General features: G+C 64.0%; 17 protein-coding genes. 10 read left to right on the top strand and 7 right to left on the bottom strand.

Annotated features, from left to right (window positions below; genetic code table 11):
• Positions 1-12: 12 nt before the first annotated feature.
• The gene (locus tag V3587_RS10060; RefSeq protein WP_007734477.1) at positions 13-693 is read left to right on the top strand and encodes a FadR/GntR family transcriptional regulator; all 681 of its coding nucleotides are present in this window, start codon (positions 13-15) and stop codon (positions 691-693) included.
• Here the strand turns inward: V3587_RS10060 and V3587_RS10055 are convergent.
• The gene (locus V3587_RS10055) at positions 690-1796 is read right to left on the bottom strand and encodes a lysylphosphatidylglycerol synthase transmembrane domain-containing protein (protein ID WP_124568756.1); all 1107 of its coding nucleotides are present in this window, start codon (positions 1794-1796) and stop codon (positions 690-692) included. The genes V3587_RS10060 and V3587_RS10055 overlap by 4 nt on opposite strands.
• A gap of 9 nt (positions 1797-1805) precedes the next feature.
• A complete protein-coding gene (locus V3587_RS10050; RefSeq protein WP_003945952.1) occupies positions 1806-3284 on the bottom strand; it encodes an adenylate/guanylate cyclase domain-containing protein in 1479 nt (492 codons plus the stop codon).
• Between the two features lie 192 nt (positions 3285-3476).
• Here V3587_RS10050 and V3587_RS10045 point away from each other — a divergent pair, with 192 nt between their 5' ends.
• Genes V3587_RS10045 through V3587_RS10030 form a run of 4 tightly spaced genes read left to right on the top strand, consistent with a single transcriptional unit; the run spans position 3477 to position 7269 of the window.
• Positions 3477-4655 carry an AI-2E family transporter gene (locus V3587_RS10045; protein ID WP_124569042.1) on the top strand — a complete coding sequence of 393 codons (1179 nt, stop codon included), beginning with the start codon at positions 3477-3479 and terminating at the stop codon, positions 4653-4655.
• Complete coding sequence (gene macS, locus V3587_RS10040; protein ID WP_166811608.1) at positions 4648-5871, top strand: MacS family sensor histidine kinase; 1224 nt, start codon at positions 4648-4650, stop codon at positions 5869-5871. Before V3587_RS10045 ends, macS begins: the two co-directional genes overlap by 8 nt.
• 28 nt (positions 5872-5899) lie before the next feature.
• Complete coding sequence (locus V3587_RS10035; RefSeq protein ID WP_152965808.1) at positions 5900-6532, top strand: response regulator; 633 nt, start codon at positions 5900-5902, stop codon at positions 6530-6532.
• A 17-nt stretch (positions 6533-6549) separates the two neighbouring features.
• Complete coding sequence (locus V3587_RS10030) at positions 6550-7269, top strand: DUF1707 SHOCT-like domain-containing protein (RefSeq protein WP_007734485.1); 720 nt, start codon at positions 6550-6552, stop codon at positions 7267-7269.
• 4 nt (positions 7270-7273) lie between these two features.
• Here the strand turns inward: V3587_RS10030 and V3587_RS10025 are convergent, their stop codons facing one another.
• The gene (locus V3587_RS10025) at positions 7274-7726 is read right to left on the bottom strand and encodes a MaoC family dehydratase (protein WP_050655484.1); all 453 of its coding nucleotides are present in this window, start codon (positions 7724-7726) and stop codon (positions 7274-7276) included.
• A gap of 34 nt (positions 7727-7760) precedes the next feature.
• The gene (locus V3587_RS10020) at positions 7761-8288 is read right to left on the bottom strand and encodes a cupin domain-containing protein (protein WP_095971392.1); all 528 of its coding nucleotides are present in this window, start codon (positions 8286-8288) and stop codon (positions 7761-7763) included.
• A 152-nt stretch (positions 8289-8440) separates the two neighbouring features.
• Between V3587_RS10020 and V3587_RS10015 the strand changes: the two genes are divergently transcribed.
• Both V3587_RS10015 and V3587_RS10010 read left to right on the top strand, forming a co-directional pair.
• Entirely contained in the window at positions 8441-9013 is a 573-nt protein-coding gene (locus V3587_RS10015; RefSeq protein ID WP_283376637.1) for a TetR/AcrR family transcriptional regulator, read from the top strand.
• An 82-nt stretch (positions 9014-9095) separates the two neighbouring features.
• Positions 9096-10952 (top strand): DUF2339 domain-containing protein, encoded by a 1857-nt coding sequence (locus V3587_RS10010; RefSeq protein WP_283376638.1) that lies wholly within the window; start codon positions 9096-9098, stop codon positions 10950-10952.
• Here V3587_RS10010 and V3587_RS10005 read toward each other — a convergent pair.
• The 3 genes from V3587_RS10005 to trmB are packed head-to-tail and all read right to left on the bottom strand — an operon-like array spanning position 10927 to position 15339.
• The gene (locus tag V3587_RS10005; protein WP_283376639.1) at positions 10927-13866 is read right to left on the bottom strand and encodes an MMPL family transporter; all 2940 of its coding nucleotides are present in this window, start codon (positions 13864-13866) and stop codon (positions 10927-10929) included. The genes V3587_RS10010 and V3587_RS10005 overlap by 26 nt on opposite strands.
• A 10-nt stretch (positions 13867-13876) precedes the next feature.
• A complete protein-coding gene (locus V3587_RS10000) occupies positions 13877-14584 on the bottom strand; it encodes an NYN domain-containing protein (protein WP_003945733.1) in 708 nt (235 codons plus the stop codon).
• Positions 14581-15339: a tRNA (guanosine(46)-N7)-methyltransferase TrmB gene (gene trmB, locus V3587_RS09995; protein WP_037132323.1), complete on the bottom strand. Its 759-nt coding sequence runs from the start codon at positions 15337-15339 to the stop codon at positions 14581-14583. Before trmB ends, V3587_RS10000 begins: the two co-directional genes overlap by 4 nt.
• 199 nt (positions 15340-15538) lie before the next feature.
• Between trmB and V3587_RS09990 the strand changes: the two genes are divergently transcribed.
• The 3 genes from V3587_RS09990 to V3587_RS09980 all read left to right on the top strand — a co-directional run bounded on the left by V3587_RS09990 (position 15539) and on the right by V3587_RS09980 (position 18240).
• The gene (locus tag V3587_RS09990) at positions 15539-16435 is read left to right on the top strand and encodes a GTPase domain-containing protein (RefSeq protein WP_200317997.1); all 897 of its coding nucleotides are present in this window, start codon (positions 15539-15541) and stop codon (positions 16433-16435) included.
• A complete protein-coding gene (locus V3587_RS09985) occupies positions 16428-17768 on the top strand; it encodes a hypothetical protein (RefSeq protein WP_283376640.1) in 1341 nt (446 codons plus the stop codon). The genes V3587_RS09990 and V3587_RS09985 overlap by 8 nt, the downstream gene beginning before the upstream one ends.
• Before the next feature lie 133 nt (positions 17769-17901).
• On the top strand, positions 17902-18240 hold the full coding sequence (locus V3587_RS09980; RefSeq protein ID WP_283376641.1) for a DUF6802 family protein: 339 nt from the start codon (positions 17902-17904) through the stop codon (positions 18238-18240).
• The last annotated feature ends 70 nt before the right edge of the window (positions 18241-18310 follow it).

Below are 18310 nucleotides of genomic sequence, written 5' to 3'. Positions count from 1 at the left end.
TGAGGAGTTCACGTGTCACCGATCGTCGAGCGTCGGCTGCTCACCGACCAGGCCGCGGAGTTGCTGCGAGCGCGGATCGTGAGCGGTGAATGGGAAGTCGGCGCCAAACTTCCAGGTGAAACCACGCTGGCGGCGCAGCTGGGAATCGGGCGGTCCACCATCAGGGAAGCGGTGCGGACTCTCGCGGGCCTCGGCATGCTCGAATCGAGACAGGGCGCCGGTGTCTTCCTGCGGAGTACGACGCCTCCGGATCAGTGGCCGCGCGTGCTCGAAGCCGAGGCGATCCTTCACGTCGTCGAGGTGCGGAACGCGGTCGAGATCGAAGCGGCTCGGCTGGCGGCACAGCGCCGCGACGCCGTGGACGTCGCGGCTCTGCGGCAAGCGTTGGACGGTAGAACTGCCGCTGCGCACTCTGGTGACGCGGCCTTCGTCGACGCCGACATCGCCGTCCACCGGGCAGTGGTGGATGCGGCCCACAATCCCGTGCTGTCGGAACTCTTCGAGACATTTGTGCCGCGTCTGCGGGCCGCGTTGATCGAGTTGATCGCGGTTCTCGACCTGCATCCCCACAGTCAGCCCGACGCGGACGAGCATCGAATGTTGGTGGACGCCATCGAAGCCGGTGACGCGGAGGCAGCGGTACGGATCAGCCGGGCACACCTCGACGATATGGCGGCAGCGTTGCGACGCTAGACGCCGGGTTGTTCTCGGCGTTCGAATTCGAGGTCCATCTCGAGGTCCTCGTGGTGGGTTGCACGGAATGACACGAGGAAGACGAGCCATCCCACCAGAGCGACAAGTACGAAACTGATTATCCGATAAACGAATACCGCTGCTGCGGCTTGCGCCCAGGTAGAGCCCGCCATGGTCAGTGCTGTGATGAGCACGGGCTCGACATAGCCGAGACCTCCCGGCATGAGGGGAATACTGCCCACCGCTTTCGCCGCTGTGAACGCGATCAGCAGGCCGGCGAATGACGGATCGGCTCCTACTGCCCAACAAGCGAAACCGAGACAGAGGACGTCGGCAACTCGGTGAACTGCCGACCATCCGAAGGCAACCGCAGTGTCGGTCCGACTGAGTTCAACCGAGTCCAGTTGCTTGAGGATTTCGGACCAACGGTGCATACCGCGCCCGGTCGGGTTTTTGCGGGAACGGTTGTACAGCGCCAGAACTCGGTGCCCGATGCGTTCGATGCTGCCGGGATTCTGGGCTACGTATCGCAACGCCAGAAACAGTGCTGCCATGCCGACGAGCGAAATCGTCAGCGTCACCGGGCTGACCTTGGTGCCGAACGCCACTGCGCCAGTGGCACCGAGTAGTGCCAGAGTCGCGGCGGCGATGACACCGCACATTGCCAACTGCCAGGACGCGACTACCGGCGTCGCCCCCCACTTTCGAGTCTGCTTGTACGTGAACGCTGTCGAGAAGACCTGGCCGGCAGGCAACGTCAACGCCATCGCCGTGCTGGCGTAGATGACCGAGAGGTTCTTGAGGTGACCGGCGACAACACCGGCCGCGTTGAGAAGGCGCTGCTGAACCGACGCGTAACCACTGAGGGACACCGCCTGGGCGGCTACACAGGCAGCCACCCAACCCCAATGGATTTCGGTGAGAGCTTGCCAGTACTCGTTGAGACGAGGCCACAGGATGATTCCCTCGACGATCAGAAGAGCGATCAGCGCCACCCCGAGCAGCCACTTCAGCCACCAGAAGCGCCCTCTGGCCCGACTGGTCTCGGCCACGGGCGGGCGTGGTCGTCTCAGTCGCCGTGGGGTGTTTCCAGGCTGAGCCATCGACTCACCCTAACCAATTTGATCCGGATCGACCTCTGGATACTTTTCGGGCCACGCCAGATGCGTCAGTCGTCGGCGTCCACGCAGTTGGACTTGCTCGCCGAGTTCCCACTCGGCCTGTTCCTCTTCGTCGGCGAAATACAGCGCGCTCGTCGACGCCAGGACCCGGCTGGGCCGAAGCTTCGCGAGCTCGGTGAGTCGCGACGCTTCGTTGACCGGATCGCCGATCACGGTGTACTCGAAACGTTCGGCAGCACCGATGTTGCCGGCGACCGCGAGCCCCGCGCTCACGCCGATTCCGACGTCGAGGCCGGTGATGTCGTTGAGCTTGAACCGCAGCTCGCGGGCCGCCGCGAGGGCTGCCGTCGGAGCGTCGGGTCGATCGAGTGGTGCACCGAAAATTGCGAGCGCCGCATCACCCATGAACTTGTTGACAAAACCGTGGTGGCGATCGATGACGTCGACGACCACACGGAAGAACTCGTTGAGCAGCTCGACCACTTCACCCGGCGGGCGCTCGGCAGCGGCGCCGGTGGATCCGACCATGTCGACGAAGAGAACTGCCACGAATCGAGTTTCGCCGCCCAGTTCGGTACCGAACTTCAGCGCGCGCCGGGCCACGTCCTCGCCGACGTGCTGACCGAACAGCTCACGCAGCAGACGACGCTCGTCGGACTCTTTCATCATGCGGTTGAAGCCGACCTGGAGCCGGCCGATCTCACTGCCGTCGAACACCTCGACGCGTACGTCGGTGGCGCCGCGCTGCACTCGCTCGATGGCGCGTCGCAGTTGGCGGATCGGATCGGAGATCTGGGTAGCCGTCAGCATCGACAGTGCAAACGCCTGCACGATCGCCATGATCGAGATGAGCAGGATCGCCCACGCGAGCGAGTCGGGGGAGAACTCGAGATCGGTCGTGAGCTGCGTCGAGCACAGCAAGATGATGCCTGCGACGGGCATCAGCGTGCCGAGTCCCCAGGTCATCGCCAGCCGGGTTCCGACGCCCGGCGCCATGGTCCGATCGAATTCGCCCTCGCTCAACGCCTGGGCGGCGACCGGACGCAAGATGCGCTCCCCGAGCATGTAGGTGAACCCGAAGGTCGTGGTCGCGGCCATGCAGACCGTCACGATCACGGCGATCGCGAGTCCGGGCATCTCGGTGATGGTCAGGAACACGAAGATGATGCCGCCCAGAATCCACAGCACCAGGTGAACGATGGCCTGGCGAAGCGGCGCGTGAAGTGCCGCCATCTGCTCGGACCTCGTCGGTGGACCACCGCGCAGCCGCCAGCGAATGACCGACTTCAACATCATGGCCGCCGCGGTGAGGCTGACCGCACCGGCGAAGGCCAGGTACACGCCGAAGATCGCGAAGTTACGGACCCGGTCGGCGACTATCGCGTCGGACTCCTGGATCGGCACGCCGTACCGGACGAAGGCAAAAACCAGTACCGCGCCGATCAGGTTGGCTGCGAGCATGGAGAGCATATAGAGGGGCCACCGGCTGCGGATGGTCACCGCTATTGCTCTGTATGAGGCCCGCACAGGGTTCAATTTAGCTGGCAGAGGTCGAAGTGTTGGTACGCGCGTCCGATTATTCGTCCGCTCACCTGTGTCGGCCGGTCCGGTTAGGCTCGCGAGGTGAACGCAAACAGGGGGCGTGCGGAGCGAGCTTCGAGGATGAACAAACCCATCTCCGCCGACGCTCGGGCGGTGCATCCCGGCGTGCGCATCGCGGCGGAATGGTCGTGGCGCCTCATTGTGATCTTCGCCGGACTGTTGGTTCTCGGATACGTGGTTCTACGTCTCGAAACCGTGCTCATCCCGGTGGGGCTGGCTCTGCTGGCATCGGCTCTGCTGATTCCGGTGGTCGATCGGCTACAAGTGTGGGGTGTTCCTCGCTCGGCAGCGGTGATCGTCGTTCTGCTTGCCTCGATCGGACTGGTCGCGGGAATCATGACGTTTGTCGTCGAGCAGTTCATCGACGGGTTGCCGCAGCTCACCGACCAGTTCACGGCCAGCGTCACACAGATTCAGAACTGGCTCACCAGCGGTCCGCTTCACTTCAGCGAGGATCAGATCCGCCAGGCGGGTGATTCGGTCGTCAAGTCGGTCCAATCCAATCGTGAGTCCCTGACCAGCGGCGCCTTGACCACGGCGACAGTCATCGGCGAGATCTTCACCGGGGCGTTGCTGACGCTGTTCACCCTTATCTTCTTTCTCTACGGCGGCGACCAGATCTGGCAGTTCGTCACCCGGATCGTTCCCACCGACGCTCGACGTCGCGTGCGGATCGCCGGTTCTGCAGGTTTCGGGTCGCTGATCGGCTACGTGCGCGCCACGGTCGCGGTTGCCGCCGCCGACGCGATCGGAATCGGTGCCGGCCTGGCGATCCTCGGGGTGCCGCTCGCCCTGCCGCTGGCGTCGTTGGTGTTCATCGGCGCGTTCATCCCTATCGTCGGTGCATTTCTGACCGGTTTTCTCGCAGTGCTTGTCGCTCTGGTCACGAAGGGTTTTCTGACCGCCTTGATCGTTCTCGGGATCATCATCGGCGTCATGCAGCTCGAAGCGCACGTGATGCAACCGCTGTTGTTGGGTCGCGCAGTTCGCCTGCATCCGCTGGCAGTCGTTCTCGCCATTACCACGGGCATCGTCCTCGCCGGAATCGTCGGCGGGCTCTTGGCTGTTCCGATCGTCGCCGTCCTCAACACGGCGATTCGTTCCCTCCTCGCCGACGACCCGGATGTCGCATACGCGGAGCTACACGTCGAGGACCCGGAGACTCCGCTGTTCCCCGCCGAACCCGACGAGCCGCGCGCCGAGCCTCGCGTCGTGAACCCCACGCCTCCCGATGACTGAGCCCACGCGCCGTCGCCGGCTGCACTACCAGCCGACCGTTCGCGAGGCGTCGGGCGTCGACACCGACCCGGATGCGCCGCTGTGGCGGGCGGCGCAGGCGTTTCGCCTCGTCACGCTCGTGTACGCGATCAGTTACCAGTTCGCTTCGGCCTCCGACTACACCAACTCTCGGCTCAGCTGGTTCTTCGTAGCTCTGATGGCCGTGTGGTCCGGGGTGTCGGCACTGCTGCTCGGGACCTCCGGTGCCGTGTTCGGGAAGACGCTGCCGCGGTACCAGGTGGTGATCGCCGATCAGGTGGTCGTCATCTTGCTGATGGCGTCGACGAGGCTGGTCTCCGACCACGAGTGGTATCAGAATCACCAGACGCTCCCCACCACGCTGTGGGCTACCAACGCGGTCATCTCCGCGGCAATTCTCGGCGGGCCGTGGCTCGGTATGGCGTCCGGAGTTGTCATTTCGGCGGCCAGCGCGATCATCCGCGATCAGGTCAACCTGGATCTCTGGCGCGATGCGACGGCTCCCGTTCTCGTATCGGTTGGTCTGGCGTTGGGCTTGGCCACCACCACTGCTCGGCGCTCGCATCGGCAACTCGAACAAGCCGTACGTCTGGCCGCGGCAACGGAAGAGCGTGAACGCTTGGCACGCGAAGTACACGACGGCGTTCTGCAGGTGCTGGCGATGGTGCGCCGGCGCGGAGCCGCACTCGGCGGCGAGGCAGCTGAGCTGGCCGCTCTGGCAGGCGAGCAGGAGGTCGCGTTGAGAATGCTGATTTCCGAGCAGGTTTCGGGTGCCGCGGCAGATGTCGGCGGACAGACAGTGGATCTGTGTCCGCTGCTGACTACGCAGGCCAGCACGTCGGTGTCGGTGTCGACGCCCGCGCACCCGGTCGTGATCGAGCGCGATCGAGCCATCGAACTGGCAGCCATCGTCGACAATGCCCTGTCCAATGTCGGGCTGCACGCCGGTCCTGCGGCGAAGGCGTACGTATTGCTCGAAGATCTGCCGGACGAGGTGATCGTCAGTGTCCGCGACGACGGCGTCGGAATCCCCGAAGGTCGCTTGGCGCAGGCCGAGGCCGAAGGCCGCATGGGAGTATCGAAGTCCATTCTCGGTCGAGTGCAGGCGCTCGGCGGAACGGCGGTCCTGCAAACCGGGCCGGGGGAGGGCACCGAATGGGAGATCAACGTTCCGAAGGGGAAGAGTGAGCGTGACTGACGAACAGGGCGAGAATCCGGTGACGGTGATGGTCGTCGACGATCACCCGATGTGGCGCGACGGCGTCTCCCGGGACCTCGAGGCCGCAGGCTTCACCGTGAGCGCCACGGCGGAGGGTGTCGAGAGCGCACGCCGACGAGCCGCCGCCGTGCAACCGGCCGTGGTTCTGATGGACATGAACCTGCCGGACGGAAACGGTGCCGACGCCACCATCGCAGTGCTCGAGGTTTCGCCGAAAAGCAAGGTCCTGGTGCTTTCGGCGTCCGCCGAGCGTGACGACGTCCTCGACGCGGTCAAAGCCGGAGCGTCGGGTTACCTGGTCAAGAGTGCTTCGGTGGCGGAACTGCTCGAGGCCGTGCGTGCGACTTTCGACGGACAAGCCGTCTTCACACCCGGCCTCGCCGGATTGGTGCTCGGCGAGTACCGCCGGATGTCGACGGCACCGGCCGACGATCGCGCACCAGAGCTGCCTCGGCTCACCGACCGTGAGACCGAAGTGCTCCGCCTTGTCGCCAAGGGGCTGAGCGCGAAACAGATCGCCACTAGGCTCTCGCTCAGCCACCGGACCGTCGAGAACCACGTACAGGCAACGCTTCGGAAGCTTCAGTTGGCCAATCGCGTCGAGCTCACGCGATACGCAATAGAACAAGGTCTCGAATAACGTTTATCCTGGAAATCATGGAGGCCAGGAATCTACGCGTATCCGATGCCGAACGAGAGCACGTCGGCGAGCTGCTGCAGAAAGCCGTCGGTCAAGGAATGCTCTCGCTCGGTGAGTTCACCGAGCGCATGGACACTGCCTTGGCCGCAAAGACGCGAGGTGAGCTCAACTCGGTTCTCGCCGATCTGCCGGGCATCACGCTGATCTCCGACTACGACCCACCCGCGTATCCGAATGCGGGTCAGCCGATGTACCAAGGCCAGCCGTATCCGGCGCCGACGTACCAACCCCAGCCGCCGCCGGTTCACCCGAGCCCGCCTTACCGCGCTCCCGTCGGGGCTCCGGTTGTCGGTACTTACGGAGCCGCCAACGCTGCCGTGATCCGTGGACGAATGGCGACGGTGACACGGAACGGAGCATGGATCGTTCCGCCAGCCGTCGTGGTCGACACCAGAATGTCCAGTGTGACCATCGATTTCACGCGCGCGGTGATGCAGACGCAGGTCGTGAACATCTCGATCGACGACTACGCCAGTTCGATTTCACTGATCGTTCCCGAAGAGGCGACAGTGGATATGAACGGTGTCGAGGCAGTCGGAGGAAGCGCGTCGAACAAGGTTCGTTCCGGCCCGCAGATGGGCCCGCTGCACCTGGTGGTGCACGGCAAGGTGCGATTCGGCAGTGTCACAGCAAAGCATCCCTTCGGTACCACGATCCGAAAGATGTTCGGCTCCTGACCTTTCAGTGATAGGCGCGGGTCAACATCTCGGCGACGCACACAGGTTTGTCGCCGTGTTCTCGTTCGAATGTCTGCGTCACCGTGATCTGGACACCGCCATTGATCGGTTCGACTTTGCTCAACGTCGCACGCATGCGGACACGAGAGCCCACCGGTAGCGGGGCAGGCAACCTGACTTTGTCGAATCCGCAGTTGAGGGCAAACGCAAAACCTTCGAGCGAGAACATCGCATAGGAGAACTTGGGTCCCAGCGACAGCGTGTAGTTGCCGTGCGCGATCGTTCCGCCGAACGGTGACTCCTTCGCGCGATCCACGTCGACGTGAATCCACTGATCGTCGCCGGTGACGCGGGCGAACTCGTCGATGGACTCCTGCGTGACCTCGTGCCAGTCGCTGACGCCCAACTCTTGGTTCAGGTTGGCGCTGAGGTCTTCTGCTCCGGTGAGTACAAGCATGAATCTTCCTTTGATCGGTAGGTGCTGACAGCGGTCAGTGACTTTCGATGCCGAATCCCACACCGTGTGTCTGTGCGATCTCGGCGGTGGCAACGAGATCGAATTCGATCCCGAAGTCGGCTTCTACCCGCGCTGCAACCGTTTCCGCGGCGGAACCTGCTTCGGCCAGTAACTTCGGCATCAGTTCGAACAGGCCTTCCATCCCTCCAGGCGTGATGATTTCGAGAATCCGGGCTGGAACGTCGTCGGGATTCCACACGGCATGCCACTGGCCACGCGGTTTGAAGATCATGGCGCCGGCCTCCGCGTAGACGATCTCGTCTCCGACCATCGCTGCGACGCGGCCACTTTGAACCACCGTGTACTCGTCTTCCCGGCTGTGGCGATGGACCGGTGACGTCATCGAATGCGCGGCGATGCGGTGCTGCACAAGCGAGAATCCTCCCTCGGTTTGTTTGCTTCGGACCATCATCCGGACGCCGGTGGCCGCGAGGGTCCCGGCGAGGTCTTCGTCCGGTCCGAGGACGGTCGTCGTGGTGTGGTTTGTGGAATTCGGGGACATCGATTCGGTCCTTCGTCGTCGTGAGCGTCGTTGGCCGCGCTCCGGTTTGTCGATTCTCGAATCATGTACCAATCGGTCTAGTGATGCAAGGTTTTGTTTATTTCCGCACTTCATGTGTTGTCCATATGTGTACTGATCGGTATATTGGGCTTATGTCTACAAGGGATTTGTTGGTCGATGCCGCCGCTGACTTGTTGCAGCGGAAGGGCTACGCGGGAACGGGTGTGTCGGAAGTACTCTCGGCGAGCGCGACTACCAAGGGTTCCTTGTACTTTCACTTTCCCGGCGGCAAGGAAGAACTCGCAGGCGAGGCTCTGAGGCGACGCGGCGAGGCAATGGCCGATTTCATCCGACATCTGCTGGAGAGCTCACCCGATGCAGCCACCGCGATCTCGGCCTTCGCCGCAGCATTGGCTGCTCGGTTGTCGGATTCGGACTACGAGCGCGGATGCGCATTGGCCACGGCAACACTCGACGCCGCAACCGAATCCGAGGTCATCCGTGGGGCTTGCGCGGACGGATACAACTCGTGGCTCGCACTGCTGGCCCAGCGGCTCGAAGCAGACGGCTGGTCCCCCGAAGACGCAGAGTCGGAGGCAATTCTCGCTCTGTCCGCACTCGAGGGCGCGCTTGTGCTCGCTCGCGCGCGTCAGAATCCCGCTCCGCTTCACACCTCGGGTCGGCTGCTCTCCGAACGATTGCGGAACGCAGCGCCTCGGCGATAGCGCGTCGGATACGAGAAGCCCCCACGCTGATCGAGTAGTACTACTCATCTGATCGGTTCGGCCAGGCAGCAAGCTCGTATCCATGACCACACCGAGCTCTTCCGCTGTCGATCCGCGACTGGTGACAGCTCTGTCGGCCGAGTGCGACAGCATCGGCCGACAGTTGCGTCACATGGGCCAGAACCTGTCGATACTGCAGGCTCAGCTGGCCTCGACCGCCGTGCCCGCGCCGGTAGCTCCGGCACCGGTAGCTCCAGCTCCCGTCGTTCCGGTGCACCCGATGCAGCCGGTCCGTCCTCAGCAGAGCGTGCCCGCCTGGCAGCCACCGGCGTATCCGGTGGCTGCGCCTCGGCAGCCCTGGTGGCAACGCGACGGCGTCATCAGTCGGCTCCTGGCCGCGGCCGGTGTTGCCGTCACCCTGATCGGCGTCGTGATGCTGCTGGTACTTGCCGCGCAGGCCGGATTCTTCGGACCGCCGCTGCGGGTACTCGGTGGCGCACTCCTTTCCGGCGCCTTGGTGTTTGCCGGTGTGCGGGTCCACGGACGCCCAGGCGGCAAAGTGGGGGCGATTGCTCTGGCTGCCACCGGTTTTGCGGGAATGTACCTCGACATCGTCGCGGCGTCTGTTCTCTACGGTTGGGTGGCGACGCCGCTCGCGGTGGTGATCGCCTTCGGAATTGCTGCGGCCGGCGTTGCTCTGGCGGTGAAATGGGATTCCGAGTCACTGGCGCTCATGATCGTTCTGGGCGCAGCGGTGCTGGCTCCAGTACTGACTTCGGGAATATCGTTGACCCTCATCGGTTTCCTGTTCGCGATCCAGTCGGCGACGTTCTCCGCCCAGCTCGGTCGTGACTGGAAGTACCTGGGAATGGCGCGCACCGTACCGGTGGTTCTCGCACTGCTCGTAGCGACAGCGTCGGAGTCCATATTCAACGAATCCGGTAACAGCTCACTGCAATTGGTGATCAGTGCCGTCGTGGTTGCGGGTGTGGGAGTCGGCTGCGCGATGGCCCTGCAGTGGACGGGTTCGCCTTCGCGTGACGGTGTTGCAGGGGCGTGGTCCACCGCGACCTTTGTTGTCTCGACCCTTCCGCTGATGAGCGTCGGGGCCGTGCTCGGAAACACCGAATCCGCAGTGCTGTACGGAATTGCTGCGGCACTACTTCTTTCCGCTGCAGCGGCGGCCAAGCCTTTGCCGACGCAACTGCGATTCGGACTGGGCGCAACCGGCGCTCTTGCATTGTTGCTGTGCTGCTTGTCCGGGGCGTCGGAATCTCTGGTCGTACCGCTGGTCCTCACCGTCGGCATGATCTTCCTCGGAGTCTCGCTCCACGCGGGTTCGCGCTTCGTCTTCGCTCTCGGAACCGCCTTTGCGGCCATCGGATCGATCGGATACCTCACGACGGTTCCGCCGGAAGCGTTGACGACCGCCCGTGCCGCATCCATGCAACTCGGTGCGATCACGGCACTCTCGAGCCTGACGGCGATAGGCGCACTGGTGATGCTGGTGTGGGCGATTCACCGACTGAAGTTGGTCGCCGATACCAATGCGGCGGTTCTATGGGCGGCCGCAGGGTTCGGTGTCCTCTACGCGGTGACGTGTGCGCTCGTCTCATCAGGCGTCGAAATTTTCGACAGCGCAACCGGATTCGTTGTCGGACACAGCGTTGCCACCATCGTTTGGATGCTTGCCGCCACGTCAGCGCTGGTGCTCGGCCTGAACAACCGTCAGCACGCTCGCGTTTTGCTCGGAGCTGGTCTTGCTCTCACCAGCGCGGCAGTGGCCAAGCTGTTCCTCTTCGACCTGGCCACGCTCAGTGGGCTGGTGCGCAGCGCTGCCTTCCTGGTGGTCGGCTTGCTGCTCCTGCTGGTCGGGACTCGTTATGCACGAGCCTTCGCCAAGCAGGAGCAGGTCAGCTCCGCTTCTGGCGAGCGATGAGCTCGCTGACACTGATGGCGCCCGCGTCGTCAGGTCGGTGCCTGCCGGTGGCGTTGTCGTCGCCGTCAGAGGCATCCGAGACTCGGGGCTCGGTGGGACGACGCTCCGGAGCGATCGGTGGAGGCGGCGACTGGGGGGTCGCCTCCACCGAGGTCGGGGTAGAGCCGTTGGTAGCCGAGCCGTTGGAGGCACCGTTCCGGCCCGCACCGTTAGCGCTCGCACCGTTAGCGCTCGCACCGTTAGCGCTCGAACCGTTGGTACTTGAACCGTTGGTCACAGTTCCATTTGCCGCCGAACCGTTTGTACGCGAGGGCGTCCGGACCACCGGTAGCGGCCGTGAGGCCGGGGGAGTCTGTTCCCGAGCCCGCAGGTCCGACAACCAGCTCTCGATGGGACGCTCGGCCGGCGCCGCAGGCGTGGGGTTTCTGCGCTTGTCGCTGGCGTTCGGTTGCGGCCGGTACGAGGGATTGGGCACCGGTGCCTCGATCAGGTTCTGGGGGGCGCTGGCTGCACTCCCGATATCGAGACGGCGCCGCGGTGCGGGCTTCTCTGCGGCGGGAGCCTCCGTGGTGGGTGCCTTCACCGCCATTTCGCTGAGCGGAATGGGCTCGGTGAGGGGATCGGGAACGCGAGGTCCACTTTCCGGCTGTGCGGCCGGGGCAGGCGGCGGCATGACGCGCGAGGCCGCTTCGATCTTGCGCGGCTGACCCGGTCCGGCGATCGCACCGACGGGCGCGATCTGTGGGACGTTCGCGAGTACCAGCTCGTTGTCGAGAATCGGCTCACCGAGCCCGATCTTCTGCTGGATCCGCTTCATCCAGGCCGGAGCCCACCAGCAGTCGTCCCCGAGCAGTTTCATGGTCGCCGGGACCAGGAACATTCGGATCAGCGTGGCATCGATGATCAGCGCGGAGATCATGCCGTAGGAGATGTACTTCATCATCACCAGATCGGACAGGCCGAATGCACCGGTGACCACGATCAGGATCAGTGCGGCAGCGGTGATGATCCGGCCGGTATGTGCCGTGCCGATTCGGATGGATTCGGTAGTACTTGCGCCCTGCGCTCGCGCTTCGACCATGCGAGAGAGCAGGAACACTTCGTAGTCGGTCGACAGGCCGTAGACGATAGCGATGATCAACACCAGGACGGGAGACATGATCGGTCCCGGCGTGAAGTTCAGCAGACCCGAACCGTGCCCGTCGATGAAGATCCAGGTCAAGATTCCGAGTGTCGAACCCAGTCCGAGCGCGCTCATCAACGCGGCCTTGATGGGTAGGACGAGCGAACCGAACGTCAAGAACATCAGCAGCGTCGTCAGCAGGATGACCGACACGACCATCAGCGGCAGACGGTCGAGCAACGCGTCGACGCTGTCCTGCTCGATGGCCGGAGTACCGCCGACGAGAACAGTTGTGCCCTCGGGCCAATCCGCGGATCGCAGATAGTCGATGGTGGGACGCGCCTCGTTGCGCTCCGTCAGACCGGCTTTGAGGACGTTGACACCGTCCTTGGTCGCAACCTCCGGGGTGAACTTCTCGACCAGACCCGGCGCAGCGTTTGCGGTCTTGGAAATCTGCCCGAGAGTGGTGTTGTCGGCTCCCTCGATGACGAGTCGAACGGGCTCGGTGCGATTGCCCGGGAAGAGTTCGTCGAACTGCGCCTGCGCGACACGCGTGGGGCTGTCCGGGGGCAGGTACGTCTCGTTGATCCCGCCGAACTTGATGCCCGTCAGCGGAATGATCATCAGCAGGAGAGCCGCGACGATCGGGACCGCGACCTTGAGCGGATGCTGCATGACCCAGCGGGTGAGCTTGCCCCAGAAACCGTTCTCGATTTCCTCGTTGGTCTTGGTCTGGCGCAGCTTCTTGAAGGTCAGCGCGTCGATCCGCTTACCGAGAATGCCGAGAATCGCGGGAAGAATCGTGATGGACGAGATCGCGGCAAGCATGACGGCAGCAATGGCGCCGTAAGCCACCGATTTGAGGAAGCCCTGCGGGAACAACAGCAGACCGCCGAGGCTGACGGCAACCATGGTCGCCGAGAACATGACCGTTCTGCCCGCCGTCATGACCGTTCGGCGTACTGCGGTCGGGGTGTCGTACCCCTCGGCTATCTCTTCTCGGAAACGGCTGACGATGAACAGTCCGTAGTCGATCGCCAGACCCAGGCCGACCAGAGAAACCACTGGCGCAACAAACGCGTTGACCTCGGTGAAGTTGGTGATCAGTCGAATGATGCCGTTGGCGCCGATGACAGTGAGACCGCCGACGATCAGAGGGAGGGCAGCGGCGACGACGCCACCGAAGACGAAGAACAGCAGGACACCGACAGCGGGAATCGCGAGCATTTCCATGCGCTTGATGTCGTTGGCCATCGTGTCGTTGAGTGAATTCGCGACAGGTTGCAGGCCGGCGAGTTGCACGTCGACGCCGTCGATGTAGAACTGCGACTCGACGTCGCGGAAGTTGTTGGACACCGCGGTGTCGTTGTCGCCGGCGATCGCGATGCTGGTGACCGCGTGTTGCTTGGTCTTGTCCGCCAGGGCAGCCACCGAGAGACCGTTGTCGACCTTGAAGTACGAGCCGTTGATCTTCATGATCTGGTCGGGGTTGTCGGCGACGAGCCGCTGCAGATTGTCGATGACCTTCGCTTGGAACTCGGGGTCGTCGACGGTTTTGCCCTCCGGCGCCGTGTACAGCGCCAGAACGTCACCCGTCGTGCTGCGTCCGAACGTGCCGTCAGCGAGTTTTGCAGCCTCTACCGATTCCGACCCCGGATCGTCCCAGCCGCTCTGGCTGAGATGATCCTGCAGGCTCAGGCCGTACGCAGCGAGCCCGAGGAGCCCCGCCACCATGACAGCGATGACGGTGAAGCGGGCTCGATAGACGATGCTTCCCCAGCTGGCGAACACTGATCAACTCCTACTCGGCAACACTTTTTCGCCCGATGAGCAGGGCAGAAAGCGGTCGGAACGGCTGCAACCAGGCGCCCTCGTCGGGCAGGGTGTCCAGGCTTACCCGTGGCAGAGGCTCACGGAAGACACCTGGGATGTCCTCGAGATCGACGAAGTCCAAGATATCGGACGACACAGCCCAGCTGGCGTGTTCACGGAACCCGAGAACCTGGACCGGGATACCGGTTGCTGCGATGTCCTCGAGAGGTTCGCGGAACGCTTGGCCGTCGGCGGACGCGACCATGATTCCGGCGAGGCCCTCGCCGTACCTGAGCGCGATGTGCTCGAGCATGTCCGAATCGACATCACTGTCTTCATCGACCTTCGGCTTGGCGAACACCGCGAAACCCACGTTACGCAAGGCTTCGACCCAAGGACGAACGACGTCGGCGCTGCCGGAGGCGATGTTGGTGAAGACGGTCGCTTCGGGCTCGAGCGTGCCGCTGTTCTGTGCGGACAGTTCGGCGGTGCGAGAGAGCAGCCAGCGACCCAACGCGTCGAATCGTGGCCGGTAGGCGGCGGTAGGCCGGCCACCGAGGATGGCGCCGAGGCCCATGTCGAGGTTAGGGGCGTCCCAGACCAGAAGCACCCGCTTGGGGTGGCGGGAGTCACGACCGAAGTCGAGAGGAGATTCCGACGACGTCACGTCGTCGGATAGCTGTTCGCTGACGCTCATGCTCTGATCTTCCCCCATATAAGCTCGGTGATTGCACTTCCGACCTTATGGGCTTTGTCCTCGAACTTGGTGACCGGACGCTCGTGGGTCATCGGAGACTCCCAGTCGAGCGCGGTCAGCAGCGGCTCGGCATTGCCGGCTTCTTCGATCCATTCGGCGTACTCGGCGTGATCGGTTGCCACGTGCAGCACTCCGCCAGGCTTGAGGCGGTTCGCGATCAGCGCGAACGTCGGCCCCTGCAGCAGGCGACGCTTGTGATGGCGGGCCTTGGGCCACGGATCCGGGAAGAACACCCGGACACCCGTCAGCGACTCGGGGGCGACCATGTTCTCCAGTACGTCCATCGCGTCACCGCGCAGTACGCGGACGTTGGGAATCTCTTCACGTTCGACCTGCTGCAGAAGCTGCGCGAGCCCCGGGCGGTACACCTCGATCGCGATCAGGTTCACGTGCGGCTCCGCCTTGGCCATTGCGGCCGTCGCGGTGCCGGTACCCGAACCGATCTCGATGATCAGGGGTGCTTCGCGTCCGAACCAGGCGTTCGCGTCGAGCGGTGTGTCCGAGACGTCGGCGCCGATGAGCGGCCACTGACGGTCCCAAGCCTGCTGCTGTGCGTCGGTCAGAGCACCCCGGCGAGAGCGAAAGCTGGTCACTCTCGGATGGAGACGGGACCCCTTGGTGTGGTCCGTCTGCCCCGTGTCAGGGGTCTGCGGTGCATGCTGATCGGCTTCGTTCACGAACCCATTGTCACGCATGACCCCCGTTTAGCGCAGACGGGTCTGAAGTTTGAGTTGAGACTTTCCGCGGAAAGTCCTGAATCCGCCGACTTCGGACAGTCGACGAAAGGGTGGTGTCACCTGCCGTCCTTGCCGAGAACCTGACAGAATCTCACCGACACGATGGGGACGTGGGGTGGGGATGAACACAGGATTTGCATGCCGTGATTGGTCACGAATGTTGCCCGCAGAATCGATCGACGACGCCTGCGCGGAGCCGATCGACCAGTTGCGCGCTCTGGCATATCGGCTGACGTCGATCGATTCGGGAGCCGCGGAGACGGTTCACTCCGTGCTCGGATCGCTGACTGCGCCGCTCGAGCTGGTGGTCGCCGGACGGGCAGGGGTGGGGCGGTCGTCGTTGGCGCGGATCCTGGGGCGCGACGACCGGTTCTCGCGCAGAGTCGTCGGCGCACCGGTTGTGGTGACCGAGTCGCGGGCATTCGACGTCCCCGGAACGTCGAACCCCGATCTGGGTCGTCGTTGCGTTGTCTACGTAGTGGTAGACGCGGTCCGCGACGTCGACCGCCGAGCCATTGCCCGAGTTTCCGATCGTGTGGTCGTCGCTGCGAACAAGGCCGACCTGTTCGGGCCGCGCTGGGACGAGGCACTGGGACGGGCGGCGGAAATCTCGGAGACCGTCGGCGTGCACACGGTTCCGGTGGAGACGTTGACCGGGCGCGGCGTCGAAGAGTTGTTCGCGGCCCTCGGCCCGGTCCTGGAGACGCAGTGGTGGCGCCGGGTCGAGCGGATCGGCCCGGAGCTGACGCAATCTGCCTCGCGCAACACCGCCGGTAGAGACGAGATCGAGATGTATCTGAGGTCGGACTCCGCGGTGTTGTTCGGTGCCGCGGCGGCGATGACGAGCCCCGAAATTCGAGCCCTTCGTCAAGGCGAGCCTCCCGATCCTCGTACCGCTGACGACGCGGGCACGTGCTGTCGATGGTGGGGCCGGCTCGTGGACGAGTCGGAACAGGCTCCGCAACAAAGGGTCTCACTGATTCGCCGCGGGTATGTGCGTCGGTGGGCGCAGCTCGGGGGCGATCGCTCCGCTCCGGTAGCGACCGATGAATAGCGTTTCGGTACTTCCGGATTCGGTGCTGCGCGTGGTGCAGCGATGGAATCCGGCATCCGATCCGGGTCGCCAGGTCGCCGCCGAAACATCCAGTGGCACTCGCATTTACGTCGTCGGCCCGTCGAGGGGTGGACGGGAAGACGTCGCGCAGATGTTCAGTGCTTCGGATAATTGTTCGACAGTGACACGCGAGGTGGACGCCGACGTCGTACTTCTGGTCGTCGACGCCGCCAGTGTGATCGGGCGCGAGGATCTTCATCTCCTCGACGATGCCGCCGAGAGCGGAACCCCGGTGGTGGTGGCGCTGACCCGCGTCGACGTCTACCGAGACTGGCAGGCTGTGCGCCGGCGTGATGCCGAGATTCTCACTTCGCACTGCACTGCTTTTGCTCAGGCCCCGGTGGTCCCGATTGCGCCTGGTCAAGAGCAGTCGCTCGTCGAGGTCGTGAGCCGGGCGGCACGGGAGAGGGAAGCAGGCGGTTCGGATTCCGGTGTCATCGCACAGACGCGCCGGATGATCGAGATGGAGATCCGGAATCTGCGTGACAGTGTTCCTGGTGCCGAACTGCGTGCCGAGCGATCACAGCTGCTCGCAGACCGTGACGGCCGGCGAGGCGAACGCCTGGTGCAGGTCCGAAGCAGACTGCAGCGAGCGCGCGGGGATCTGTTGCAACAGATCGCCGACGCAACCCGGGCGACGGTCGCGGGGGCACGTGGCTGGGTCGACGCGGCCCCGCGAGCCGAATTGGGCAGTATGCCGGTGCGGTTGCAGCACGAGGTCGACCATCACACCCGGGTCTTCGATGCCGCGATGACGGCAGCGGTGGAAGTGGCGGGCACGACCGGGTTCATGCCTTCCCCACGGATTCCGGAGAACCCGCCGGGCCGTCAGCGCGGAAACGAGGAACGCGTGACAATTCTTGTCGGCGCGTCCGCGGGCCTCGGCCTCGGCCGGATCGCGGTGACTCCGCTGGAGATGATTCCGGCCCTGGAGTTCGTGAGCATCCCCGTGACGTTGGTTCTGGGTGGCGCCGCGGCCTGGTGGTTGGCGCGAACTCGCGGGCTGATGGCTGATCGTGCCCACTCCAGGTCGTGGATCGTCGAATCGATGTCGACCGTTCGCGCACAGTGGGAGCAGCGAGTGCAGAGCGTGCTGCTCGAGGCCGAGGCAGATCTGGGAGCGGCGATCATGGCGGAGAGCCGCGAGCAGTTGGCGTCGGCGCAGGCCCGAATCGCGGAGATCGACGGTGAACTTCGTGAGCTTGCCGCGGCCAGATCGGGTCAACTGGCGTCGTGCGAGCGCGACCTCGCCGTTTTGAACGCCGCCTACTGACGTTTCGCGAGTGCGGAGTTCTCCACAGCGCCGCAATTTCGGCCACGACTGATCGACGGGGTCTGGTAATACTGAGCGGACGGTTTCGGTAGGGGTTGCCGAAGCAGTAGGTCACCATCCAGTAGGGGGAGTAATGGACGCATTTCTGATCACGCCCGGACACATCGACGGGCACGAAGCCGAAGCGCTCGATGCGGGGCGTATCGAGCCCGAGACGTTCGGGCCCTCGTCGGGACCGGTCGACGCCGGCGACCTGAACTTCGACGCCTTCGACTTGGACGGTGACGGAACGGTCGACAGCCGTGTCGTCCACTCCGACGACGACGTCGTGATCGTGTCCGATTTCGATCGTGACGGTAGCGCCGATCGCCTCACGATGATCGAGTCGGACGGGGATTACTCGGCCTGGGAATGCAGTCGAGACGACGAAGGCGCCCTCGTGTGGCAGAAAATCGATGCCGGAGCGCTCTGAAAAGCTTCCGTTTATGTGCTCTGAGCGCCGGGTAGGCACCTGAACACACCAACTGAATCGTTTCTGTGAC

This window comes from Rhodococcus sp. IEGM 1306, from assembly GCF_036541985.1.
In the GTDB taxonomy this organism is placed as follows: Bacteria; Actinomycetota; Actinomycetes; order Mycobacteriales; family Mycobacteriaceae; genus Rhodococcus_F; species Rhodococcus_F qingshengii.
Note: the sequence above shows the minus strand (reverse complement) of the source record. Positions and strands in the feature narration are given on the sequence as shown.

Excerpts from the sequence above, each read along its gene's own strand:
- V3587_RS10055 (WP_124568756.1), bottom strand. The coding sequence starts at position 1,796 with ATGGCTCAGCCTGGAAACACCCCACGGCGACTGAGACGACCACGCCCG.
- V3587_RS10050 (WP_003945952.1), bottom strand. The coding sequence starts at position 3,284 with ATGCTCTCCATGCTCGCAGCCAACCTGATCGGCGCGGTACTGGTTTTT.
- V3587_RS10045 (WP_124569042.1), top strand. The coding sequence starts at position 3,477 with ATGAACAAACCCATCTCCGCCGACGCTCGGGCGGTGCATCCCGGCGTG.
- macS (WP_166811608.1), top strand. The coding sequence starts at position 4,648 with ATGACTGAGCCCACGCGCCGTCGCCGGCTGCACTACCAGCCGACCGTT.
- V3587_RS10035 (WP_152965808.1), top strand. The coding sequence starts at position 5,900 with ATGGTCGTCGACGATCACCCGATGTGGCGCGACGGCGTCTCCCGGGAC.
- V3587_RS10030 (WP_007734485.1), top strand. The coding sequence starts at position 6,550 with ATGGAGGCCAGGAATCTACGCGTATCCGATGCCGAACGAGAGCACGTC.
- V3587_RS10025 (WP_050655484.1), bottom strand. The coding sequence starts at position 7,726 with ATGCTTGTACTCACCGGAGCAGAAGACCTCAGCGCCAACCTGAACCAA.
- V3587_RS10020 (WP_095971392.1), bottom strand. The coding sequence starts at position 8,288 with ATGTCCCCGAATTCCACAAACCACACCACGACGACCGTCCTCGGACCG.
- V3587_RS10015 (WP_283376637.1), top strand. The coding sequence starts at position 8,441 with ATGTCTACAAGGGATTTGTTGGTCGATGCCGCCGCTGACTTGTTGCAG.
- V3587_RS10010 (WP_283376638.1), top strand. The coding sequence starts at position 9,096 with ATGACCACACCGAGCTCTTCCGCTGTCGATCCGCGACTGGTGACAGCT.
- V3587_RS10000 (WP_003945733.1), bottom strand. The coding sequence starts at position 14,584 with ATGAGCGTCAGCGAACAGCTATCCGACGACGTGACGTCGTCGGAATCT.
- trmB (WP_037132323.1), bottom strand. The coding sequence starts at position 15,339 with ATGCGTGACAATGGGTTCGTGAACGAAGCCGATCAGCATGCACCGCAG.
- V3587_RS09990 (WP_200317997.1), top strand. The coding sequence starts at position 15,539 with ATGTTGCCCGCAGAATCGATCGACGACGCCTGCGCGGAGCCGATCGAC.
- V3587_RS09985 (WP_283376640.1), top strand. The coding sequence starts at position 16,428 with ATGAATAGCGTTTCGGTACTTCCGGATTCGGTGCTGCGCGTGGTGCAG.
- V3587_RS09980 (WP_283376641.1), top strand. The coding sequence starts at position 17,902 with ATGGACGCATTTCTGATCACGCCCGGACACATCGACGGGCACGAAGCC.